The organism is Gramella sp. MT6, assembly GCF_019357415.1.
In the GTDB taxonomy this organism is placed as follows: Bacteria; Bacteroidota; Bacteroidia; order Flavobacteriales; family Flavobacteriaceae; genus Christiangramia.
This window is the reverse complement of record NZ_CP048410.1, coordinates 933621-955629: the sequence shown is the minus strand read 5'-3', so window position 1 is coordinate 955629 and position 22009 is coordinate 933621. Positions and strand designations below refer to the sequence as shown.

The 22009-nt window shown below is 39.1% G+C and carries 23 protein-coding genes; 16 read left to right on the top strand and 7 right to left on the bottom strand.

The genetic code is table 11. The features are described 5' to 3' along the window. Positions 1 to 77: 77 nt before the first annotated feature. From G3I01_RS04375 to G3I01_RS04325, 11 genes are all read left to right on the top strand, one after another. The gene (locus G3I01_RS04375) at positions 78 to 1082 is read left to right on the top strand and encodes a MoxR family ATPase (protein WP_219551425.1); all 1005 of its coding nucleotides are present in this window, start codon (positions 78 to 80) and stop codon (positions 1080 to 1082) included. A 76-nt stretch (positions 1083 to 1158) separates the two neighbouring features. Continuing rightward, positions 1159 to 2025 (top strand): DUF58 domain-containing protein, encoded by an 867-nt coding sequence (locus tag G3I01_RS04370; protein ID WP_219551423.1) that lies wholly within the window; start codon positions 1159 to 1161, stop codon positions 2023 to 2025. Positions 2026 to 2032: 7 nt separating this feature from the next. Further along, positions 2033 to 3682: a DUF4381 domain-containing protein gene (locus G3I01_RS04365; RefSeq protein WP_219551421.1), complete on the top strand. Its 1650-nt coding sequence runs from the start codon at positions 2033 to 2035 to the stop codon at positions 3680 to 3682. After that, a complete protein-coding gene (locus tag G3I01_RS04360) occupies positions 3682 to 4686 on the top strand; it encodes a VWA domain-containing protein (RefSeq protein WP_219551419.1) in 1005 nt (334 codons plus the stop codon). Before G3I01_RS04365 ends, G3I01_RS04360 begins: the two co-directional genes overlap by 1 nt. 1 nt (position 4687) lies before the next feature. Next, positions 4688 to 5752 (top strand): VWA domain-containing protein, encoded by a 1065-nt coding sequence (locus G3I01_RS04355; protein ID WP_219551417.1) that lies wholly within the window; start codon positions 4688 to 4690, stop codon positions 5750 to 5752. After that, positions 5712 to 6611: a tetratricopeptide repeat protein gene (locus G3I01_RS04350; RefSeq protein WP_219551415.1), complete on the top strand. Its 900-nt coding sequence runs from the start codon at positions 5712 to 5714 to the stop codon at positions 6609 to 6611. Before G3I01_RS04355 ends, G3I01_RS04350 begins: the two co-directional genes overlap by 41 nt. 49 nt (positions 6612 to 6660) lie before the next feature. Next, the gene (locus G3I01_RS04345) at positions 6661 to 8418 is read left to right on the top strand and encodes a BatD family protein (protein ID WP_219551413.1); all 1758 of its coding nucleotides are present in this window, start codon (positions 6661 to 6663) and stop codon (positions 8416 to 8418) included. A gap of 2 nt (positions 8419 to 8420) precedes the next feature. Beyond that, positions 8421 to 9170, top strand: coding sequence for a tetratricopeptide repeat protein (locus G3I01_RS04340; protein ID WP_219551411.1), 750 nt, complete (start codon positions 8421 to 8423; stop codon positions 9168 to 9170). 76 nt (positions 9171 to 9246) lie between these two features. Further along, positions 9247 to 9537, top strand: coding sequence for a hypothetical protein (locus G3I01_RS04335; protein ID WP_219551409.1), 291 nt, complete (start codon positions 9247 to 9249; stop codon positions 9535 to 9537). A gap of 131 nt (positions 9538 to 9668) precedes the next feature. After that, entirely contained in the window at positions 9669 to 11246 is a 1578-nt protein-coding gene (locus G3I01_RS04330; RefSeq protein ID WP_219551407.1) for a SulP family inorganic anion transporter, read from the top strand. A gap of 58 nt (positions 11247 to 11304) precedes the next feature. Continuing rightward, on the top strand, positions 11305 to 11928 hold the full coding sequence (locus tag G3I01_RS04325; RefSeq protein WP_219551405.1) for a carbonic anhydrase family protein: 624 nt from the start codon (positions 11305 to 11307) through the stop codon (positions 11926 to 11928). A 60-nt stretch (positions 11929 to 11988) separates the two neighbouring features. Here G3I01_RS04325 and G3I01_RS04320 read toward each other — a convergent pair whose 3' ends face one another. Beyond that, positions 11989 to 12525, bottom strand: a complete 537-nt coding sequence (locus tag G3I01_RS04320; protein WP_219551403.1) for a CvpA family protein — start codon at positions 12523 to 12525, stop codon at positions 11989 to 11991. Between the two features lie 45 nt (positions 12526 to 12570). Here G3I01_RS04320 and G3I01_RS04315 point away from each other — a divergent pair, with 45 nt between their 5' ends. The 4 genes from G3I01_RS04315 to G3I01_RS04300 all read left to right on the top strand — a co-directional run bounded on the left by G3I01_RS04315 (position 12571) and on the right by G3I01_RS04300 (position 15288). Next, positions 12571 to 12927 (top strand): hypothetical protein, encoded by a 357-nt coding sequence (locus G3I01_RS04315; protein WP_219551401.1) that lies wholly within the window; start codon positions 12571 to 12573, stop codon positions 12925 to 12927. Then, the gene (locus G3I01_RS04310) at positions 12928 to 13623 is read left to right on the top strand and encodes a hypothetical protein (protein ID WP_219551399.1); all 696 of its coding nucleotides are present in this window, start codon (positions 12928 to 12930) and stop codon (positions 13621 to 13623) included. It begins immediately after the preceding gene. A gap of 77 nt (positions 13624 to 13700) precedes the next feature. After that, complete coding sequence (pheS, locus tag G3I01_RS04305; RefSeq protein ID WP_219551397.1) at positions 13701 to 14720, top strand: phenylalanine--tRNA ligase subunit alpha; 1020 nt, start codon at positions 13701 to 13703, stop codon at positions 14718 to 14720. Between the two features lie 172 nt (positions 14721 to 14892). Further along, positions 14893 to 15288 (top strand): hypothetical protein, encoded by a 396-nt coding sequence (locus G3I01_RS04300; RefSeq protein WP_219551395.1) that lies wholly within the window; start codon positions 14893 to 14895, stop codon positions 15286 to 15288. Between the two features lie 72 nt (positions 15289 to 15360). On the opposite strand, the gene G3I01_RS04295 is transcribed toward G3I01_RS04300, so the two are convergent. The 3 genes from G3I01_RS04295 to G3I01_RS04285 form a co-directional block, all read right to left on the bottom strand. Further along, entirely contained in the window at positions 15361 to 17052 is a 1692-nt protein-coding gene (locus tag G3I01_RS04295) for a hypothetical protein (protein ID WP_219551393.1), read from the bottom strand. A gap of 181 nt (positions 17053 to 17233) precedes the next feature. Continuing rightward, positions 17234 to 17866, bottom strand: coding sequence for a hypothetical protein (locus tag G3I01_RS04290; protein ID WP_219551391.1), 633 nt, complete (start codon positions 17864 to 17866; stop codon positions 17234 to 17236). Between the two features lie 124 nt (positions 17867 to 17990). After that, positions 17991 to 18986, bottom strand: a complete 996-nt coding sequence (locus G3I01_RS04285) for an NAD(P)H-dependent glycerol-3-phosphate dehydrogenase (protein ID WP_219551389.1) — start codon at positions 18984 to 18986, stop codon at positions 17991 to 17993. A 357-nt stretch (positions 18987 to 19343) separates the two neighbouring features. On the opposite strand from G3I01_RS04285, the gene lysM reads away from it, so the two are divergent. Then, complete coding sequence (gene lysM, locus G3I01_RS04280) at positions 19344 to 19832, top strand: peptidoglycan-binding protein LysM (protein ID WP_219551387.1); 489 nt, start codon at positions 19344 to 19346, stop codon at positions 19830 to 19832. A gap of 142 nt (positions 19833 to 19974) precedes the next feature. On the opposite strand, the gene nadD is transcribed toward lysM, so the two are convergent. From nadD to G3I01_RS04265, 3 genes are read right to left on the bottom strand one after another with little or no spacing between them, the layout of a single operon-like run. Further along, entirely contained in the window at positions 19975 to 20559 is a 585-nt protein-coding gene (gene nadD, locus G3I01_RS04275) for a nicotinate (nicotinamide) nucleotide adenylyltransferase (protein ID WP_219551385.1), read from the bottom strand. Continuing rightward, on the bottom strand, positions 20556 to 21143 hold the full coding sequence (gmk, locus tag G3I01_RS04270; protein ID WP_219551383.1) for a guanylate kinase: 588 nt from the start codon (positions 21141 to 21143) through the stop codon (positions 20556 to 20558). The genes nadD and gmk overlap by 4 nt, the downstream gene beginning before the upstream one ends. After that, entirely contained in the window at positions 21144 to 22001 is an 858-nt protein-coding gene (locus G3I01_RS04265) for a YicC/YloC family endoribonuclease (protein ID WP_219551381.1), read from the bottom strand. Positions 22002 to 22009 lie beyond the last annotated feature (8 nt).

Sequence of the window (22009 nt, the reverse complement as noted above, 5' to 3'; positions counted from 1 at the left end):
ATTCACAGTCCAATAAATTTTCAATTTGCGACGCTTACAACAAGTACGTATATTCACGACATCAAAATCTGAAAATCATGATGGAAGACAATTCATCTGTTGATATTGCCAGTATTAACGAGAAAATTGAAAAGGAAAGTGCTTTTGTAGACTTGCTCACCCGAGAAATGAATAAGGTGATCGTAGGCCAGAAGCACATGGTAGAGCGCCTGCTGATAGGCCTTTTAGGTCAGGGACACATACTTTTAGAAGGGGTTCCGGGACTGGCGAAAACTCTAGCTATCAATACTCTCGCCCAGGCTGTGCATGGTAGCTTCAGCCGAATTCAGTTCACCCCAGATCTTTTGCCGGCAGATGTTGTTGGTACTATGATCTATAATATGAAGGTGAATGATTTCAGTATTAAGAAAGGGCCAATTTTCGCAAATTTTGTACTTGCAGATGAGATCAACCGTGCACCCGCTAAAGTGCAATCGGCTTTACTGGAAGCAATGCAGGAAAAGCAGGTGACCATAGGGGATGAAACCTTTATCCTTGATAAGCCATTTTTAGTAATGGCTACGCAAAACCCAGTAGAACAGGAAGGAACCTATCCTTTACCAGAAGCGCAAGTGGACAGGTTTATGCTGAAAACAGTCATAAACTATCCTCAAATGGCCGAAGAGCAACTAATTATTCGGGCAAATCTTAAAGGCGGATTCGAAAAAGTGAATCCTGTGGTAGATCTTGAACAGATCCTGAGAGCACAAAGTGCAGTTAGGGATGTGTATATGGATGAAAAGATCGAGAAATATATCCTGGATATCGTTTTTGCTACACGTACTCCGGAAAAATATAATCTTGAAGATATAAAACCTTTGATCAGCTTTGGAGCCTCTCCTCGTGGTAGTATCAACCTGGCCGTAGCTTCTAAATGTTATGCCTTTATTAAACGTAGAGGTTATGTGGTGCCAGAAGATGTTCGTGCAGTTGTACATGATGTATTGCGTCACAGAATAGGCATTACCTATGAAGCCGAAGCCGAAAACATTACTTCAGAAGATCTTATCAATAAGATCGTGAACGAGATTGAAGTACCGTAACAATTAGCAATTATCAATTACCAATGATCAAATAAACTAGTGTTTATTGATCTTTGTTTATTGTTTATTGAAAAAGATGGATACAAAGGAACTCCTTAAAAAAGTAAGAAAGATAGAGATCAAGACCCGCAGACTGAGCGATCATGTCTTTGGGGGTGAATATCATTCTACTTTTAAAGGAAGGGGAATGACCTTTAGCGAGGTTAGACAGTACCAGTTTGGTGACGACGTTAGAAGTATAGATTGGAACGTGACGGCCCGTTATAATGAACCTTTTGTAAAAGTATTCGAAGAAGAGCGGGAGCTAACCATGATGTTGATGGTAGATGTTTCAGGTTCAGAAATGTTTGGTACCCAGGAACAGTTCAAAAAAGAGGTCATTACAGAAATAGCGGCTACTCTTGCTTTTTCAGCGACCAAGAACAATGATAAGATAGGTTTGATGATGTTCTCAGACCGTATAGAATTATATATTCCGCCTAAAAAAGGAAGGTCACACGTTCTTCGAATAATCAGAGAATTACTGGAATTTAAACCAGAAGGTAAGAATACTGATATTGCCGGAGCTCTGAAATATCTATCTAATGTCATGAAAAAGAAAGCGATCGTTTTTCTGCTTTCAGATTTTATGGCAGATGATTACCAGCATACCTTAAAGATCGTTGCGGGAAAACATGATCTTACCGGAATCAGGGTTTTTGATAAAATGGAACAGACCATTCCAAACCTTGGGATAGTGCAGATGCAGGATGAGGAAACCGGGGAATATGTTACCGTAGATACAGGTTCCAAGGCGGTGCGCAGGTCGTATTCAAACTATTTTCATGACCGCGTGAATTACTTTCATCAAAGTTTTTCGGTAAGTGGAGCAGGAACTATTAATAACAGGACCGATGAAAGCTATGTAAAAAAATTACTGGGCTATTTTAAAAGAAGGGCATAAAAGAAAAATGTTTAGAAACCTTACACACACATATTCAACTTTAAATATCTCAGGTGGCCTGGGATTTCTATTTTTTATATGCGCGTTATTGGTGGGCAATTCTGCTGAAGCTCAATCCCAGGTTTCAGCAAGTATAGATTCCACCACGATCAAGATCGGGGAACAGATCAAATACCAGATCGAGGTTAAGACAGATCCTGAAGACCTGGTGGTTTTTCCAGAAGGCGAAACCTTTTCTCCTCTAGAATTAGTCGAATCCCTGGATGCAGATACGCTACGTGAAAATGGTAATTACAGGCTGTTAAAGGAATATTTCCTTACCAAGTTCGATTCTGGAAAATATGTGATCCCCAGGCAGGAAGTTATCATTGCAAGCAGTTCCTATTTTACAGATTCCATTGCCGTTGAGGTGAACGATGTGGTGGTAGATACTACCAAACAAAAACTATATCCCATAAAACCATCTGTTGAGGTTCCACCGGGATTCAGAATTCCAGATTGGGTATGGTGGTTACTGGGAATTTTCCTTATAGCCGGCCTGGTGGCATTTTTGATCATCAGGAAAAGGAAAAAGGATGCTCAGGAAGCGGAGTTACCGCCTTATGAAGAGGCGATGGCCGAATTACAGAAACTGGATCAGGCGCAGTACCTGGAAAAACGAGAGATAAAGGAATATTACTCTCAACTTAGTTTTGCCGTCCGTAAATACCTGGACAGGAAGATCTATGATCACGGTCTGGAAAGAACTACAAATGAATTGATCCTTTACCTTGAAGATCAAAAACGCCAGGGAAAACTGAATCTTAGCGATGAGACAATAAGGGATTTTGAAAGAATATTGAAGCGTGCAGATCTTGCTAAATTTGCACAGTCTAAACCAGATGTGATAACGGCTAAGGAAGATCGGTCAAAAACACAACATGTAATAGATGATCTAAGAGCTTCGGTACCTGAACCAACCGAGGAAGAACTACTACAGGATGAAGCTTTCCGGGAAGAACAGGCCAGGAAAAGAAAAAAACGCCGTGTTATTCTTGGTGTTTTGGCCGGGATTGTAGTGATAATAATAGGTGTGACAGCACTTATCGCCACAAAAGGTTATACTTACGTTAAGGATACTTATTTAGGTCATCCAACGAAAGAATTGCTGGAAGGTGAATGGATTAGAAGTGAATACGGTAACCCATCTGTAGCCGTAACGACACCTGAAGTTCTTGTGCGTGGCGAGATAGATATGCCACAGGATGTGCAGCAAATGATGGTAGGTTCAGAGACCTTTATCTATGGTAGCCTGCTTAGTAATTTCTATGTGACCCTAAGCACTATCAAATTCAAAGGAGAGGTGAACTTCGATGCTAAAAAGGCCATCGATGGAATTTACACCAATCTTGAAGCTCAGGGTGCACGGAATATAATAATGAAACAGGAGGATTTCACCACGGTTAACGGCACCGAGGGAACCAAGATATTTGGTACCCTGGAGGCTGAAAACCCTGTAACCGGTGAATCGATCCCAAATGAATATCAGATCCTGAATTTTGCTGAAAAAGGAGGGTTTGAGCAGATAATGGTCATTTATAACGAAAATGACCAGTATGCCAAAGAGATCACTCAGCGTATAATTAACTCGGTAGAAATTAATAACCTGAACGAATAATGTTTGCTAATTTCACATTTGAAAATCCAGAATTTTTCTGGTTGTTCCTGCTGCTTCCGCTGGCAATAGCCTGGTATGTGTGGAAACGAAATAAGCAAACTGCCGAATTAAAAATATCCACTACCAAAGGATTCGAAGTCAAGTCGGGGTTTTTACCAAAATTAAGACCTGTACTTTTCCTGCTGCGCTTATTGGCTCTGTCCTTCATCATTGTAGCCATGGCCAGGCCGAGGACAGTTGATGTTTCTACAGAAACCAGCAGTTCACAGGGGATAGATATCGTAATGGCGATAGATGTATCAGCCAGTATGCTGGCGAGAGACCTGCAGCCAAACAGATTGGACGCTCTAAAAGCGGTGGCAGAAGAATTCGTAAAAGACAGGCCTGGAGATCGTATCGGGCTGGTGGCTTACGCTGGAGAGAGTTTCACTAAAACTCCTATAACCAGTGATAAAACGATTGTACTTAATGCTCTGGAAGATATTGAATATAACAATGTACTTGAAAATGGTACGGCAATTGGATCTGGATTAGCTACCGCGGTAAACAGGCTAAAAGACAGTGAAGCAGAAAGTAAGGTCATCATTCTGCTTACAGATGGAGTTAATAATTCAGGTTTTATAGATCCCAATACCGCCAGTGAACTTGCGGTTGAATTCGGGATTAAGGTTTATACCATTGGAGTTGGTAGTAACGGGATGGCTCTTTCCCCAATAGCTATGTCTCCTGGTGGAAGAATTCAGTTTGGCCGCGTGCAGGTAGAGATAGATGAAGAACTTTTAAAAGATATCGCCACCTCTACCGGAGGAAAATATTTCAGGGCTACAGATAATGAAAAGCTTGAGGAGATCTATAATGAGATCGATTCACTTGAAAAAACCGAAATTGAAGAATTCAGATATTACAATTATGATGAGAAATACAGGCCACTGATTCTGTTTGCTGGGATTCTGTTATTATTCGAAATATTATTAAGACTCACCCTATTCAGAAGTTTTATATAGAATGTTTGTACTGGAAGAAAAAATATGGTTTTGGTTATTGCTGGTGATCCCGGTGATCATCGTGTTGTTCCTTATTTTTATTTTCTGGCAGAACAGGACCCGGAAGAAATTTGCCAGCAGCAATCTTTTAAAACACCTTGCACCTAACCGTTCGCGCTCCAAGCCGGTCATTAAACTGATCCTGGTATTGCTGGCGATGGCCAGTCTGGTGGTGGCCCTGGTAAATCCCAAGATGGGAACTAAGCTGAAGACCGTAAAAAGGGAAGGGGTTGATATAGTTTTTGCGATAGATGTCTCTAAAAGTATGGATGCTGAAGATATCGCGCCAAGCAGAATTGAAAAGTCCAAACAGCTGGTTAGCCAGATCCTTAGTAATCTGGGAAGTGACCGGGTTGGGATAATCGCCTATGCCGGTGGCGCCTATCCGCAATTGCCAATAACTACCGATTATTCGGCCGCGAGGATGTTCCTGCAGGCGTTAAATACAGATATGATCTCTTCTCAGGGGACTGCCATTGGAGATGCTATAGAACTGGCTACAACCTATTATGATGATGAGCAGCAAACCAATCGTGTATTGTTCATTATTAGCGATGGTGAAGATCATGAGGGTAATGTGGAGGAGATTACGGAACAGGCTTCAGAAATGGGCATCCGTATTTTTACTATTGGAGTGGGGTCCGAAAAAGGAGGTCCTATTCCTATTAAACGAAATGGAGTTGTACAGAACTATAAAAAAGATAACCAGGGAGAAACGGTTATTACTAAACTGAATCCGCAAACCCTCAAAGAAATAGCAGATGCTGCCAAGGGGAGTTATATTCAAGGGAATGTAACTACTGAAGTGGTAGATAAAGTCACTGAAGAATTACAGAATATTGAGAAAACTGAATTCGAGGCGAAACAATTTGCCGATTTTAAATCTCATTTTCAGTTGTTCCTGGGAATAGCTTTGGCATTATTATTTCTTGATATCTTTGTACTTGAGCGTAGTACGGCCTGGCTGCGTAAACTGAATCTTTTTAATGAACGAAAGAAGAAAGGAGCGAAAGATGCATCAAAATAAATGTCAAAATGTCATTTTAACCGGTCTGTTGCTGCTTTTTGGTTTTCTTGGGGTGAATGCCCAGGAAAAGCCCGAAAAGCTCACTAAAGAATCTAATAGATTTATTGCTGAAGCACAGGAGGCCTTATCTGAAAATGATTTTGCCAGTGCAGAGGCTTCCTATAGAAAAGCTATCGCGAAAGATCCTAATAACACTACGGCTAAATATAATATGGGCAACCTGTATTATGCCAAGGAGAAATCTTTGAATGCAGAAGAAAGATTAAAGGCTGCCGCGGAAATTGCCGCAACAAAAACAGAAAAACATCGTATTTATCATAATCTTGGTAATTCTTATATGCAACAAAAGAACTACCAGGGAGCGGTAGATGCCTTTAAAAATGCCTTGCGTAACGATCCAACGGATGAAGAGACCAGGTATAACCTTGCGTTAGCTAAGAAAATGCTGGAGAAAGAGCAGCAAAATCAGGAAGGTAATCAGGATCAGAATAAGCAGGACGAAAATAATAAGGACAAGAATCAGGATCAGCAGAATAAAGACCAGAACCAGGATGGTGAAGGTGGTGAAGAGGAAAAAGAGGATCAGAAACCTAAGGACGAAGGCGAGAACGAAAAAGATAAAAAAGAAGGCGATCAAAACGAAGATAAGCAGAAAGATCAGGGAGAAGGAGAGAATAAAGATCCTAAAGAAGGAGACAAGGAAAAGCAGCAACAGCAGCGACCAACCCAGGGACAGTTATCTCCACAACAGATCCAGAGCTTGCTTGAGGCCATGAATAACGAAGAGAAAAAAGTTCAGGATAAAATAAACGCTGAAAAAGCGAAAGGTGTCAAAACGAAAACAGATAAAGACTGGTAACATTTTTGATGTTTAATAGACAAAGAAATGAGCTTATAGGAGGAAAAAGATGAAATTGAAGTATTTAATTTTAAGTTTTTTATTGTGTGCTTCCGGGATCATTCAAGCCCAGGTGAGGTTTGAGGCGAAGGTGAGCAGAGAAAAGCTGGGAATTAATGAACGGCTAAGAGTAGATTTCGAAATGAACGAGGATGGCGATAACTTCAACCCGCCATCCTTCGATGGTTTCACCGTTGTTGGTGGACCCAATCAAAAAATAAGTACGAGTATCCTGAACGGAAGAATGGAATACTCCAAAACCTATAGTTTTTACCTTCAGCCTAAGAAAATTGGTAATCTAACCATTGGTCAGGCTGAAATTATCATAGACGATAAGACCTATAAAACTTCTCCACTTAAAGTAGAGATCACTTCTGCAGTAGATAAGCCTACAGACGGTGATAATACTGAAATGATCGCAGAAGATAACCTGCACCTTGTGGCCGAGGTTTCAAAAGGCAATCCATACCTGAATGAAGCAATTACCGTGGTATATAAGCTTTATGTGAGTCCGCGGGTGAGCGTTAGCAACTGGCGGGAACTGGATAGTCCTAAGTATAACGATTTCTGGAGTCAGAGTATAGACATCCAGCAATTAAGGGTTGAAAACGGCGAATATGATGGGGAGCCATATAGATATGTGGTTTTAAGAAAGACCATTCTTTACCCACAGAAAACGGGTGAACTGAATATTGAACCATTAACTCTTTCTATTGCGGTAGATGTCCCAAGCGAGAGAAGAGATATTTTTGGAAGCAGGATCTATAAAACCGTAAATAAAACGGTCGCCGCTAATAATAAGAAGATCAATGTTAAGCCATTACCTGCCGGGAAACCAGCAGATTTCACCGGTGCCGTAGGGAAATTCGATTTCAATGTTACTGCGAGTAAAAATGAGCTGAATGCAGGAGAGAGCCTTCAGGCAAAAGTAGAAGTTAGAGGAAACGGGAACCTGAAATTATTTGATCTTCCAGAACTTACCGCTCCGCCTTCTTTAGAGATGTATGACCCTGAGCGAAGGGAGAATGTTAATACCAATCTCAATGGAATGCAGGGAAGTATTTCTCAAACCTATACCGTAGTACCAACGCAAAAAGGGAAATATCCCCTGCCTGCATTATCATTTTCATATTTTGATCCTTCTTCAGAAACCTATAAGACAAAGACCTCTGAAGAGATACTTATTAATGTTAACCGTGGGCCATTGGCAGGAAATGAACCTTCAGGCATGTCTGGAGTTAATAAACAGGCCGTTGCGATCGAGGGAGGACAATTCAGATTCATTAAACTTAATACAAATCTTAAGCCTATAAACAGTAGTGATTTTCTGGGATCGGTAGCATTCTGGGGAGCATTGGTGCTTCCTCTTGCAGCAATTCCGTTGTTCATCTTATTCGGAAAGAAGAGAGAGCAGAGAGCGAATGATGTTAGGGGGAACAGGATCAGGAAAGCTGATAAACTTGCCAGGAAATACCTCTCTGAAGCTAAAAGAAACCTGGGAGGTCAAAAGGAATTCTATTTGTCTCTGGAACGTTCTATGCATAATTACCTTAAAGCAAAACTAAGTATCCAAACCAGCGAAATGAGCAAGGAAAGGATACAGGCCCTGCTTGATGAGAAAGGGGTTGATGATCAAACAAGATCAGAATTTATTTCCCTGTTAGAAAGCTGTGAATATGCCAGGTATACACCGGCGTCTTCAGATACGATGCAGCATGACTATGATAAAGCCGTAAGTGTAATTTCAACTCTTGATAAACAACTATAGTGATGAGAAAGTTGATCCTATTATTTACGTTACTATCCAGTTTTTGCGGTTTCTCTCAGAGTGAGGAACTTTTTGAAGAAGCTAATTCAGCTTATCAAACCGGTGATTATCAAAATGCCATCCGTGTTTACGAAGAGATTATAGATAATGGCGAGGCTTCTGCTGAGCTATATTATAACCTGGGGAATGCTCATTATAAGTTAAACCAGGTGGCGCCCAGTATCTATTATTTTGAAAAAGCTCTCCAGCTGGATCCAACAGATGAGGATATTCAAAACAATATAGAATTTGCCCGAAATATGGCCATAGATGATATTGAAGCCGTAGAACAGACTGGGTTTGAACAATGGTTCAACGGGTTGATCTCTGCCTTCAGCTATTCTACCTGGGCAGTTGTGGCTATCCTTTTCTCTGTACTTTTTGTAATATTCTTCCTTCTATATTACTTTTCTTATAAACCACTTTATAAAAGGCTTCTTTTTGGAGGGGCTATGCTAAGCGTATTGCTTTGCATACTTTCAGTAGTGTTTGCTTTTCAGCAACAATCTTATGTTCAGGATAATCAGTACGCCATTATTTTTGGCGAAGAGGTAGAAGTTAGAGAGGAACCCAATCTTAGGGGTGATGCTAGCTTTGAGCTTCATGAAGGCACGAAAGCAAAAGTTCTGGAAGATTATCAGGAATGGTCTAGAATAGAACTTGCTAACGGCGCACAGGGCTGGGTGAAAAATTCTGCTATAAAGAAATTATAGGTATTCTTTACATTCATTTTCCATAGGGATGGTCTAAGTTTTTTAGATGTTCTAGAAAAACCCTATTTTTGATACCGTGAAGAAATTTGTTTATATACTTTCTTTTTTGTTTATCAGCTTTCTGTTTACACCAAGCGTAGTTGCTTTGTTAGACAGGAATGTTGATATTTCTATTGCATATAATGTAAATGAAGAAGAGAGTTCTTCTAAGAACCAGATCTCATTCGAATACAATATCGAAGAGATGGATTCTAATTATGAAAGCATACATTTTCTCCAGATAAGAAAAACAGACGGGCATTATTACAAAGAAAATGTCTATGATGTATGTCTTACAGTTTCCTCCCCCCCTCCAAAATTAGCATAATACAATTCGTTTCTACAGATCAATGTAGCTGATCTCTAATAGTATCCCTTTTTCTGTGGATAACTCAGCATATTTTTTTAAAATAATTACAGTCGCAAAATTTCGTTCGACTGGATAAATATTAGTGTATTATGTTCAAACATCTTAATAAAGATTTTCCGGCAAGTATTGTCGTGTTTTTTGTTGCTATTCCTTTATGTTTAGGAATTGCATTAGCCAGTGGAGCTCCCTTATTTTCAGGATTAATAGCCGGTATAATTGGGGGTATCGTAGTAGGTGCTATTAGTGGTTCCAGTCTTGGAGTTAGTGGTCCTGCGGCAGGACTTGCAGCTATCGTACTTGCCGCAATTTCAAAATTAGGATACGAGAACCTGTTACTTGCGGTAGTGATTGGTGGTGCTATCCAGATTGTTTTTGGATTGCTCAAAGCAGGTATTATTGGATATTACTTTCCAAATAGTGTTATTAAGGGGATGCTTACAGGTATCGGGATCATTATTATCCTGAAACAGATCCCACACTTTTTTGGTTACGACGGAGATCCCCAGGGCGACTGGGCCTTTTTTCAGGTAGATGGAGAAAATACCTTTTCTGAGTTATTTAATGCGCTGAATAATATTAGCCCGGGAGCTACACTTATTGCTGTTATTGGTATGACCATCCTTGTACTCTGGGAGGCGGTGCTTTCTAATAAAGGTAAATTCTTTAAACTAGTTCAGGGGCCTTTGGTAGCAGTAGCTGTTGGTATAATATATTATCTTTTAACCAGAGATTCTGAAACCTTTGGAATTTCTGCAGATCATCTTGTAAATGTTCCTGTACCAGATAGTTTCGATTCGTTTGTAGGTCAGTTTACTCTGCCTTCGTTTGAAATGATAGGTACTATGGAGATCTGGATCACTGGTTTTACCATTGCGTTGGTAGCCAGTCTTGAAACTCTATTATGTGTAGAGGCAACAGATAAACTGGATCCTCATAAGAGAACCACACCAACTAACCGTGAGCTTTTCGCTCAGGGAACAGGTAACTTAATGTCTGGTATGGTTGGGGGATTACCAATTACACAGGTGATCGTTAGAAGTTCAGCGAATATCCAATCTGGAGGACAAACAAAAATGTCGGCGATCCTACACGGATTCTTACTGTTGATTTCTGTGGTTATCATCCCAAATATCCTTAATTATATTCCACTTTCAGTATTGGCAGCGATCCTTTTCCTTGTTGGATATAAACTTGCCAAGCCGGCATTATTTGTACAGATGTATAAGGCTGGATGGAAGCAATTCGTTCCGTTCATGGTTACGATTGTAGGTATCATATTTGGAGATCTATTAATAGGAATAAGCCTTGGACTTATAGTTGGAATCGTTGTAATCCTGATAAAAAGTTACCAGAATTCTTACTTCCTTCATATCGAAAATGTGGAAAACGGTGGTAAGACCGTAAAGATGAGATTGGCAGAAGAGGTGACTTTTATTAACAAAGGTGCCATTCTAAAAGAGTTGAATAATCTTGAAGAGAATTCTTATCTTATTATGGATGTCACTAAGACGAGATATCTCGATCGAGACATTATCGAAATTCTAGATGATTTCAAAATTAAGGCCGCAGAGAAGAATATTGATATAAAAATAATTTCTGAAAGAGGGACCGTAGAAAATCCGGAGAGTTATCTGCAATTTTTTGAATTAGATAAAAAACCAGCTTAAATTGAAAACGGAAAAATTAGAGAGTTTTCTTTCTAATTGATAAATAAAATAAAATAGTATGATCAAAGAGATAATAAATAAAGAAAAACAGGATAAACTAACTCCAGATTCAGTATTGATGGATCTTATGGCTGGGAACAAAAGGTTCACAGAACATAAGATGCATGAAAGGGATTATAGTTCGCAAATTGAAAAAACAAGTGGCGGGCAATGGCCGCAAGCTGTAATTCTTGGGTGTATAGATTCAAGAGTTGCCGTAGAGACCGTTTTTGATCAGGGAATCGGAGATATATTCGTAGCTCGGGTGGCAGGAAATTTTGAGAATACCGATATTCTAGGAAGTATGGAATATTCCTGTAAGGTTGCCGGTAGCAAATTAGTAATGGTGCTGGGTCATGAAGGATGTGGTGCTGTAAAAGCTGCCTGTGACAATGTAGAACTTGGTAATATAACACACCTGTTAAGCAATATTAAGCCGGCTGTAGAGGCAACTGAAACCGATGGTGAAAGAAGTTCAAAGAACAATTCTTTTGTTGCCGGTGTTGTGGAAAACAATGTTAAGTTAACCATGAACAGGATCAGGGAAAAAAGCCCTATCCTAAAGGAAATGGAGGAAAATGGAGAAATTAAGATCGTAGGAGGAGTATATTCTATCTCTACGGGAAAAGTTACTCTGCTTTAAGAAATAACAATTAAGATCAAGAATTATCCGGGTGATGGCTAAAGCTATTTCCCGGATTTCTTATTTTATAGAAAGATGATCTTCCTCATCATCATTCAAAAGATCTCGTTCTTTTACCTGTTTAATGATGGAGGGAAGTATCACTGGTGCAATTTCTTCTACCGGTTCATAAAGGACAGATTCTTCCAGGGTCTGGTCTTCTACAATTTCGATCTGCTCATTAGTTGCTTTAAAGAACATAATGATCACACTGGCAATAAAGGCAGATTTAATCAATCCGAATACTCCGCCCAGAAGTTTGTTTACTATCCCAAGGGCTGCAAAACCAGCCACTTTGGTCAGCATTTTTCCGGCAAGAGAAACGAGAAATACTATGACGATAAAAGTGATGGCGAAACCAGCCAGATTTATATACCTGGCTTCCCAGTTTACATGGTTAGATAGAAAATCACCAACAAACTGGGAAAAGTGAATGGCGCCATAAATTCCAGCGACAATTCCGACCAAAGAGGCGAGTTCTGCCAGTAATCCTCTAAAAAAGCCTCGTACTAATCCATATAAAAGTACCAGACTTAAGATAATATCCACGGTATTCATAAATCAAATATAATAATTATTAAATCTAGATGGTATCTTTGCAATATGGCAAGAGACGAACAATTAAAAGATAGATGGGAAAAGGTTCAGAAGAAACTTTCAGACCAGTTTGCAGATGGTGAAATAATGGAGCTGGATGCTATAATTTACCTTATTGGAGTACAGGAACTTGGGCAACCCCATCGCCGTTTTAAAAAGGATCACAAACTGGATCTAATGCATATAGCTATTTGCACTTTACTGGAGCCCTATGGTTATTATGAATTCGATTTTTATGATGATGAGGGCTGGCCGCATTTTAAGATAAAGGAGCAATTACCTACACTGAAGGCAGGAGAACAATCTGTGTTAATGAAAGAAGCTATAGTGCAATATTTTATGGAAAAGGAATATATTTCATAAATGAATCTGTGCCCTTTTATACTTACTATTCCCCGGGACAGCGGGCCCATATATCAGGAGACATTAGCCGGAAGGCTGCCGGTGGAACCGTTTAATACTTACAGCAATATTTTATTTTTATTGATCATTATCTACTTTTCTTTAAAAGTCTATAAAGATTATAAAAACCATAGATTTCTAGCCTGGAGCCTCCCGGTTCTATTCCTGGGATTTATAGGAGGCACGGTTTACCATGCCACGCGAAGTCATGATATATGGATGTACATGGACTGGTTGCCAATTGTGATACTTTGCCTGGCAGTGTCGGTCTATTATGCGGTAAAGTTGCGGGTTAGTAAGAAAAAAAGGCTTTTGTTGATATTGGTAATATTATTCCTGGTTTTTGGAGTACGGTTAATTCCATTATCGCCACATGTAAAAACTTCAGTAGGTTATATTGCAACCGTGGTAGGTTTACTGCTACCAATAATTACCTATTTCTATACGACCAAACTCCATCACTGGGGTTACGTACTATTAGCATTTTTGAGTTTTGGTTTAGCCATAAGCTTCAGGATACTGGACAATTTCGTGTATATCATTCCTATGGGCACGCACTGGCTTTGGCATATCTTCGGGGCAGTATCAGTATTTTTCCTGATGAATTATATCTATAATGATAAACTTACCCCGTTGGAGGTTTCTTCAGATAAATAGAAAATACAATAAGGCCTTAAAAGGGGAGGTTTAGCTCTAAATTTTATTAAATTTGCGCTTCCGAAACGAAATCACCTATGATCGATAAAATTAAAGGACATATCGCTGATGTTGAAAGCTTTAATGCTAAAACAAAAGACAAGATCGAAGCATTCCGAATAAAATATCTTGGTAAAAAAGGTATTTTGAATGAGTATTTTGCTGAATTCAAAAATGTTCCTAATGAGGAAAAGAAGGCTTTTGGACAGGCTATAAATGAATTGAAGACGGCGGCTCAGGAAAAAGTGAATACTTTAAAAGAGGAGCTTGAAAATAGCCAGGAAGAAAAAGGGGTTTACGGGGATCTTTCCAGGCCGGGAGAACCAGTTGAAATAGGTTCACGTCACCCGATATCAATCGTGAAGAATCAGATCACAGAGATCTTTTCGAACATAGGTTTTAATGTTTCTGAGGGACCTGAGATGGAAGATGACTGGCATAACTTTACTGCTTTGAACCTTCCGGAATATCATCCTGCGAGGGATATGCAGGATACTTTCTTTATTCAGACAGATCCTGATATTTTACTAAGAACCCATACCTCATCGGTTCAGGTAAGATACATGGAAGAAAATAAGCCGCCTATCAGGACGATCTCTCCGGGAAGAGTTTTCAGAAATGAGGCAATTTCAGCAAGATCACATTGTATTTTCCACCAGGTGGAAGGTTTGTATATAGACAAGGATGTTTCTTTCGCAGATATGAAGCAAACCATCCTTTATTTCACCAAGCAGTTGTTCGGAAAATCCAAGATAAGGTTAAGACCTTCTTATTTTCCATTTACTGAGCCGAGTGCTGAGGTTGATGTTTACTGGGGTCTTGAGACTGAAACAGATTACAGGATCACTAAAGGAACCGGGTGGCTGGAGATCATGGGCTGCGGAATGGTAGATCCAAACGTATTGAGAAATTGTAATATAGATCCTAAAGAATATTCTGGTTTCGCTTTTGGAATGGGAATAGAAAGGATCGCGATGCTATTATACCAGATAGAGGATATCCGTATGTTCTATGAAAATGATATTCGTTTTCTTGAGCAATTTAAATCGGCGCTGTAATGACTAATTATGGCGTCTTAATTTTAGCTATCATTATACTTGGCGTCATTATCTATGTCACTTTCGTTATCGCACTTATTAAAATCACTTTAGGCCTTATTTTACTTGCTGTATCTGCAGTTGGCCTATGGTTTCTATGGCAGAAAATAAAAAAGAAAGCTGAAGATAAATTTTGAAAAAGGATATTGAGATACCAGAAGTTAAGGATGTGCACGTTGCCGCGGTAAAGGTCTTCAATGAAGAATTCGAAGCCTATGAATGGAATGTGTATTTAATTAATGATACCGGTGCGCCTCTGGAAATGGTTCTTATAGTTTCTAAGGGATTTGATAAGAAAAGAGAAACTTCGCTAATGCGTCACAAGATCGAAGTATTGCCGTCAAAAAGCTTTGCGAAGGTCGAGTATTTGCAGGATGATGTTCTCCAATTGAACAATGAATTTAAGGTTACTTATTTTCAAGGTTCAAAAATGATGGAAAAGACCTTTCTTTTTAAGCCGAATACAATTAAAGAAAGTACTTCCGCCGAAATTCCAATTATCCCGGAAAAAGGAATATTAGCTAAATAGATAAAAGGTTAGAAATAAAAAAAGCCCCGGGATACTTTCCGGGGCTTTTTCATTGAAATAGATTAACCGAATCTAATCAAATTTATTATTAAGGTCTTCAAATTCTCCTATCACTTCGCCACCACTATTAATCTTCACATCACCGGCAACGTAGATCTTTGAATTTTCACCAACGAATTCCAATACTCCTTCACTAGCAATAATAAGGTCTCCGTGAATTTCTATTACTCCTTCTATTCTGAAAGAACTCTTTGCATTGATCACAAGATTCTCAGATGATTTCTTATTCCCAAGTTTAAAGTTTCCAGACATATTAAGCGCGGAATCACTGCTTAAATTGGCGCTCTTCTCGATCAGCAGATCACCACATACGTTGAGGGTACCATTAACGTTAAGATGTTTCAGGTTAATTAGTCCGCTGTAAGAAGCTTCAACACCAGAGGGGATATTTAAGTTCTTATCACCGGTATAGAGGTCATATTCTGAACAATTAAGGAAGCTAGCTGTCTCATTATCTAATATTGGAGCTATAACCTTCAGGATCTTTAAGCCGGTTCCTGAGGCTACATAAATATATTCTCCTTTTGCCTGTACAAAATTCGCGCTTCCCTGTATCTCGGCGATACCTTCGGCCACAGGATTTAAGCTTTCACCTAGTTTAATGATATCCAGACCGGCTCCGCCGTTTGCCATATAAATAAAGTTACCATCTGTAGATACTGCGTTGGTCACTTTATCTTCAGGATTAATTTCTGAAGCATCAGGATGTAGTCTTAATGGAAGGCTGGCAATTTTTGCTCCAGCTTCGAAATTGTAAATTCCTGCACCCTGCGATCCTTCAGAAACCAAAATATTATCACCATACCAGGCGATGGTTCTTTTAGATTCTGCCGTTAATGGAGCAGTGGCAATTTTGGAATTAAGAACGAATTCTTCGTTTACTGTAAAATTCAGAAGTCCGTCAACTCCGCTGAGCACAGCCAGAGTATTATTATTTAGAGCAGCATATCTAAGATCTCCAAGCTCGTCAGTATAAAGACCATCAAAAGCGGTTAAGGCTCCAGGATATTCTAATTTAGTGATCGCCCCAGCATCTCCACTTACTGAAATTGCATAACCATTGTAAGGCAGAATATGCACCCCTGCATTACCGGTATTACCAAAATCAAGGTTGTAATTAACATCTACTCTAATATCTGTTGCTTCTCTTACTAAAGTAGAAGGGAGGTTACCATTTTCAAGGTTAAAATAGGCCAACATAGTATGTTGTCCAGTGCCCCGATTGTTTTTTGCAGAAGCCCCAGTTATTACTAGTTGATCATTAGCGTCTACAAACAGAGAGTTTATATCAGCAATTGAAGTAGTCATTCTGTTTACTAACACCGGGCTGTACTTGTCCTGGATGTTTATTACATCTACAGCACCAAGGTAAGTAGCACCTTCTTTATTGTAGGACACATAGGCAAAATTTCCTTTTACGTCTACATGAGTTGCACGTAAGGTAGTTCCATCAACAATTGGTGGCTCCACGAAGGCGATCTGTTCTATCCCGAAAACCGAGGCTGCTTCTGCACCTCTGGTGATATTTATATTTGCTACACCAATAACTCCGGTCTCATTGAAATTGATAGCTCCTTGCAATTCAGAAGCGTCTCTGGAGATTTTGAAATCCTGTGCAGGATTATCTGGGGCAGGACTGTCTTTCTCACAAGATGTGAAAATTAATGCCGAAAACAGGCTTAATGCAAGTAATCTTTTAAACATAAATATTTTAGATTTGGTATTTGGACGGCTAAAAATAGTAATTAGGCCGGGATAATAACTATAAACTCTTTAAACGGCAGGACTATTCGATAAAGTGTAAGAAAAGACGTATAGGAAAATTCTTTCCAATAAAAAAGGCCGGTCATTGACCAGCCTTTTTTCTCTATTTATGTAAGTAGAATTATTTTATTTTATTGGAAACATCAGTGAAGTCACCGTTAATTATCGCTTTCTTAGCGATCTTAACTTTTCCAAGAACTTCGATAGAGTCATCCTCTCCAAGGAATTCCAAAGTTGCACCTTTCTTTAATACCAGGTCACCTTCTATGGTTATTTTTCCCTGTACAGTTAAATGACCACCGTAGATCACGGTTACATCTCCACCAATCCAGGCGTCTCCACCAAGGTTAAGAACTCCGGCATAGTTAATACCGATATTTTCTTCTACCTTAAATGTACCACAAATGTTAAGCTGGTCATTTAAAGCAAGACTGGTAAGTTCGATCTCTCCGTGATAGGATTGCGGTTCGTCCTCAAAAACTGTTAGTTCTTCAGGCCCATGATAGTGAACATAAGTGTCACAATCTGCCAGTGAACCGGCAAAAGTTCCGGCATCGTGCAGTCGGTAACCATCGATCTCAGAATCTCCCCCAACAATAAGTGGAATATGCAATTTGTTTGCATCATGAGGTTTTTCTTTTTCAGAATTCTGAATTTCCAGCACTTCTTCAGGATTTTCTGAAGAAACATCAGATTGACAGGAAGTGAAACCCAAAGCGGCAATTAAGGCCAGGCCTAAATAGTTAGTTTTCATAAGATTGGTTCATTAGATTTGATAAAGTAAATGTAATATTAAAATCCATAACTTTAACAAAAAAATCGCCGAAAAGTTTATTATCAGGTTGTTATAGGCTAAAAAAGTAGGAAAAAACTTATAGCTAATCTAATTTGTCAACCAGTTTATTGAATACTTTCTTAGGATTCTTTCCTTCATAAAGTATAGCATAGACGGCATTGATTATAGGAGTTTTTGCGCCTTTTTCTTTATTTATTTTGTAAGCGCTTTCCGTAGCATAGTAGCCCTCAGCGATCATACTCATTTCCATTTGAGCACTTTTCACCGTATATCCCTTACCAATCATATTCCCAAACATACGGTTACGACTAAATACAGAATATCCCGTAACCAGAAGGTCTCCGAGGTATGCGGAGTCATTGATATTCCTTTTCATCTTATGTACTTTCTTAATGAATTTCTTCATTTCCCGAATGGCATTGCTCATAAGTACGCTTTGGAAATTATCTCCATAACCAAGCCCGTGGGCGATTCCCGCAGCAATAGCATAAATATTCTTTAAAACCGCAGCGTATTCCGTTCCAATTACATCATCGCTTATTTTACAGGTGATATAATCACTGCCCAAATAACCAGCAACGATCTCAGCCTTTTTTTCATCCTGGCAGGCGACGGTTAAATATGATAGTCTTTCCAGAGCAACCTCTTCTGCGTGACAGGGTCCGGTTAGGATCCCTATATTTTCCATAGGTACGTCAAAGTATTCATTGAAATGTTCTCCAACGATCAAACTTGTTTCGGGAACTATTCCTTTTATAGCAGAAAAAACTACTTTGTCTTTTAGCGGAATCGTCAAATTATCTAGCTCGCGCTTTAAAAATGCAGAGGGAATGGCAAAAATTATATATTCTGAAGCTTCTACAACTTCATTAATGTCATTGCTAAGATTAAGCTGATTATTGTCGAATTCTACCGAACTCAGATAATTAGGGTTGTGATCCTGTTTTTTGATATGCTCCAGTGCATAAACACTACGCATATACCAGTTCACCTCATCAAGGTTTTCACACAACATTTTTACTATAGCCGTGGCCCAACTACCACCACCAATAACACCAAAACTAGGAGCTTTATCCATATAATTCCATTCTCTTTTTCAAAAATAATCAAATTTACAGGGATATAAAGGTTTTCGCTTTATTTAGGTCGATTTGTTGAGAATTTGTCAATGAATTAATATTGGAACTTTAACATTATGAGCGGTAGATCCATGCAATCTAATAGAAACTGTCCCGTTATAGAATTGGTCTCCTTCAGATCTTTTCAGGGGAGACCTACTTAGTTTTTTTGGTTGGTTATTTAGTTGAAAAAACCGTTTCGCGAGAGGCGGTTTTTTTGATTTTGATTTGGGTTTTTTTGGAAAACTTTAGGACTGCTCACCACTAGAAAATAGTTTCACTTTTGTACATTTAGTAACTAACTACAAATCAACAATATGGGAATATTTTCATTTATTAAGGAAGCCGGAAAGAAAGTTTTTGGGATCGATAATTCTGATTCTAAGGAGGTTGGAGTTAAGGATGATCTTAAGCAAAATGAGAAGGCAGCAAGTAAACTCGAGCAAACTATTAAAGATCTGAACCTTAAAGCTGAAAATTTAAAAATACATATTGAAAATGATATGGCAGTGATATCAGGGAAGGCCCTGGACCAGGCTACTAGAGAAAAGATAATCCTGGTAGTAGGAAACTCTGAAGGTATTGCTCAGGTTGATGATAAGATGGATGTTCAAAATACCGAACCTGAAGCTGTTTTTCATACGGTTGAAAGAGGTGATACTCTCAGTAAAATATCAAAAGAACATTACGGAGATGCGAATCAGTATCCGTTGATCTTCGAAGCGAATAAACCAATGTTGCAGGATCCAGATAAGATCTATCCTGGGCAGGTACTTAGAATTCCGCCACTAGGCGATAAAAGATAAAATAACAAAAGACTGTTTGAGAATTTTGAGAATGTTACACTGAGAGCAGTCGACGTTCTAAAGCTTGTAGTTCCACAATGAAAAAAGTAGGTTCAATCAGCTAAAAAGAAGATTCAAAATAGATTTTTAAACAGTCTTTTACTTATTTATAAAAGTTCATTTGATCCATATACTCCCACACCTTTTCTGCTAGTAAAGGCCTTACATTCTTCAGATCCTTTATAGATTTTCTAATAAAAGTAGACGATATCTCCACGATGGGTGCATCTATCCTGTTTATTTTTGGATGTTCCTTATACCTGTCTGCAATTTCACCCTTAGCGATCCTTGGATAGACATAGATTTCATGATTCTCCAGGATTACATCAGAATTCTTCCATTTGTGGAAGTTCCGCAGGTTATCTTCTCCCATTATTAAACAAAAATCGTTCGTAGGGAATTTTTCCTGAAGATGAGCCAGGGTGTGTACAGTATAGTTTGGTTGCGGTAAACCAAATTCAATATTGCTCGGTTTTAATTTATCATAGCTTTCACAAGCCCTGTACACCATTTCCAGTCTATGGTGATTATCAAGGAGAGTGTTTTTCTTCTTGTGAGGATTGTGCGGAGTGACCACTAACCAAACCTCTTCCAGGTCTGAGTATTCAGCCATGTGATTGGCAATGATCAGGTGGCCGGTATGTATTGGGTTAAAAGTTCCAAAGAACAAACCTACCTTTCTATTCATTCCTTTGGTTTTTCAGCTCCAACATAATTAGATACAAGGCTATATGCTTCCTTCAAGGCCGTACCCAAATGATTGTTCTCTATAATGAAGTCGAACTGAGGCGCGGTAGCCAACTCAATGGATGCCTTTGCTACACGCATATTAATTTTATCGTCACTTTCGGTTTTCCTTTTCTTAAGGCGGATCTTTAATTCCTCGATACTAGGTGGCTTTACAAAGACGGCTAGCGTTCTATCTGGATAAATATGTTTAATATCCAGGCCTCCAACAACATCAATATCAAAAATAACGTGTTTGCCTTTGTTCCAGATACGCTCTACTTCGCTTTTCAATGTTCCGTAGAAATTATCACGGTAAACTTCTTCCCATTCCAGGAATTCATCATTTTTGATCTTTTGCTTGAAATCGCTTAAAGACAGAAAGTAATAATCTTTCCCATCTACCTCATTTCCTCTTGGTTCGCGTGAAGTCGCCGAAATGGAAAAATCCAGTTTCAATTCTTCATGCTTTAATAAGTGACGTACTATCGTGGTTTTCCCGGACCCGGAAGGAGCAGAAAAAACGATAAGTTTCCCTTCGCTCATTTAGAGTACATTTAGAATTTGTTCCTTAATTTTCTCCAGCTCATCCTTCATTTGCACCACCATCTGCTGCATGGGAGCATAATTAGATTTACTTCCTATCGTGTTGATCTCACGTCCAATTTCCTGGGAGATAAAAGCTAGTTTCCTTCCGTTGGAATCTTTGGAATCTAGAGTCTTCTGAAAGTAATCCAGGTGGTTGTCAAGTCTTACCTTTTCTTCGGTGATATCAAATTTCTCAATATAATAAACAAGCTCTTGCTCAAATCTGTTCTCGTCTACCTGTTCTTTGATCTCATCGATGCCTTTTCTAAGTCTTTCTCTCACGGCATCAACCCTGTCTGGATCTATTTTGATCACGTCATCTAGAAGGTTCTTGATGTTCGCAATTCTCATGCTAAGATCTTTTTCCAGCGCATTACCCTCATCGGTTCTAAAACCATTGATTTCGGTTAACGCATCCATAACAGCACCTTCAATAGCTTTGAATTCTTCATCGTCTATCTCATCCCTTTCGGTTTTTAGTGCATCTGGCATTTTCACAGCCATCTTCAGCAATTCTACCTCACTGGCATCTACTATATTTTTCAGTTGATCCATATAGTTCTTTACTACCTCGGTATTCACATTGGTAGATGTTTGCTCCCCGGTATATTCAACATAGATGGAAAGATCTACCTTGCCGCGACCTAAAGAATTTGAGATGATATTCCGAAGATCTAATTCCTTTTCCCTGTACTGAGACGGAATGCGAGCATTCAGGTCAAAATTCTTACTGTTCAGAGACTTTAGCTCTACAGTGATTTTCTTGTTGGGAATTTGAGTAACGCTTTTCCCGAAGCCTGTCATAGATTGAATCATGCCTGAAT

Excerpts from the sequence above, each read along its gene's own strand:
- G3I01_RS04375 (WP_219551425.1), top strand. The coding sequence starts at position 78 with ATGATGGAAGACAATTCATCTGTTGATATTGCCAGTATTAACGAGAAA.
- G3I01_RS04370 (WP_219551423.1), top strand. The coding sequence starts at position 1,159 with ATGGATACAAAGGAACTCCTTAAAAAAGTAAGAAAGATAGAGATCAAG.
- G3I01_RS04365 (WP_219551421.1), top strand. The coding sequence starts at position 2,033 with ATGTTTAGAAACCTTACACACACATATTCAACTTTAAATATCTCAGGT.
- G3I01_RS04360 (WP_219551419.1), top strand. The coding sequence starts at position 3,682 with ATGTTTGCTAATTTCACATTTGAAAATCCAGAATTTTTCTGGTTGTTC.
- G3I01_RS04355 (WP_219551417.1), top strand. The coding sequence starts at position 4,688 with ATGTTTGTACTGGAAGAAAAAATATGGTTTTGGTTATTGCTGGTGATC.
- G3I01_RS04350 (WP_219551415.1), top strand. The coding sequence starts at position 5,712 with ATGAACGAAAGAAGAAAGGAGCGAAAGATGCATCAAAATAAATGTCAA.
- G3I01_RS04345 (WP_219551413.1), top strand. The coding sequence starts at position 6,661 with ATGAAATTGAAGTATTTAATTTTAAGTTTTTTATTGTGTGCTTCCGGG.
- G3I01_RS04340 (WP_219551411.1), top strand. The coding sequence starts at position 8,421 with ATGAGAAAGTTGATCCTATTATTTACGTTACTATCCAGTTTTTGCGGT.
- G3I01_RS04330 (WP_219551407.1), top strand. The coding sequence starts at position 9,669 with ATGTTCAAACATCTTAATAAAGATTTTCCGGCAAGTATTGTCGTGTTT.
- G3I01_RS04325 (WP_219551405.1), top strand. The coding sequence starts at position 11,305 with ATGATCAAAGAGATAATAAATAAAGAAAAACAGGATAAACTAACTCCA.
- G3I01_RS04320 (WP_219551403.1), bottom strand. The coding sequence starts at position 12,525 with ATGAATACCGTGGATATTATCTTAAGTCTGGTACTTTTATATGGATTA.
- G3I01_RS04315 (WP_219551401.1), top strand. The coding sequence starts at position 12,571 with ATGGCAAGAGACGAACAATTAAAAGATAGATGGGAAAAGGTTCAGAAG.
- G3I01_RS04310 (WP_219551399.1), top strand. The coding sequence starts at position 12,928 with ATGAATCTGTGCCCTTTTATACTTACTATTCCCCGGGACAGCGGGCCC.
- pheS (WP_219551397.1), top strand. The coding sequence starts at position 13,701 with ATGATCGATAAAATTAAAGGACATATCGCTGATGTTGAAAGCTTTAAT.
- G3I01_RS04295 (WP_219551393.1), bottom strand. The coding sequence starts at position 17,052 with ATGTTTAAAAGATTACTTGCATTAAGCCTGTTTTCGGCATTAATTTTC.
- G3I01_RS04290 (WP_219551391.1), bottom strand. The coding sequence starts at position 17,866 with ATGAAAACTAACTATTTAGGCCTGGCCTTAATTGCCGCTTTGGGTTTC.
- G3I01_RS04285 (WP_219551389.1), bottom strand. The coding sequence starts at position 18,986 with ATGGATAAAGCTCCTAGTTTTGGTGTTATTGGTGGTGGTAGTTGGGCC.
- lysM (WP_219551387.1), top strand. The coding sequence starts at position 19,344 with ATGGGAATATTTTCATTTATTAAGGAAGCCGGAAAGAAAGTTTTTGGG.
- nadD (WP_219551385.1), bottom strand. The coding sequence starts at position 20,559 with ATGAATAGAAAGGTAGGTTTGTTCTTTGGAACTTTTAACCCAATACAT.
- gmk (WP_219551383.1), bottom strand. The coding sequence starts at position 21,143 with ATGAGCGAAGGGAAACTTATCGTTTTTTCTGCTCCTTCCGGGTCCGGG.
- G3I01_RS04265 (WP_219551381.1), bottom strand. The coding sequence starts at position 22,001 with ATGATTCAATCTATGACAGGCTTCGGGAAAAGCGTTACTCAAATTCCC.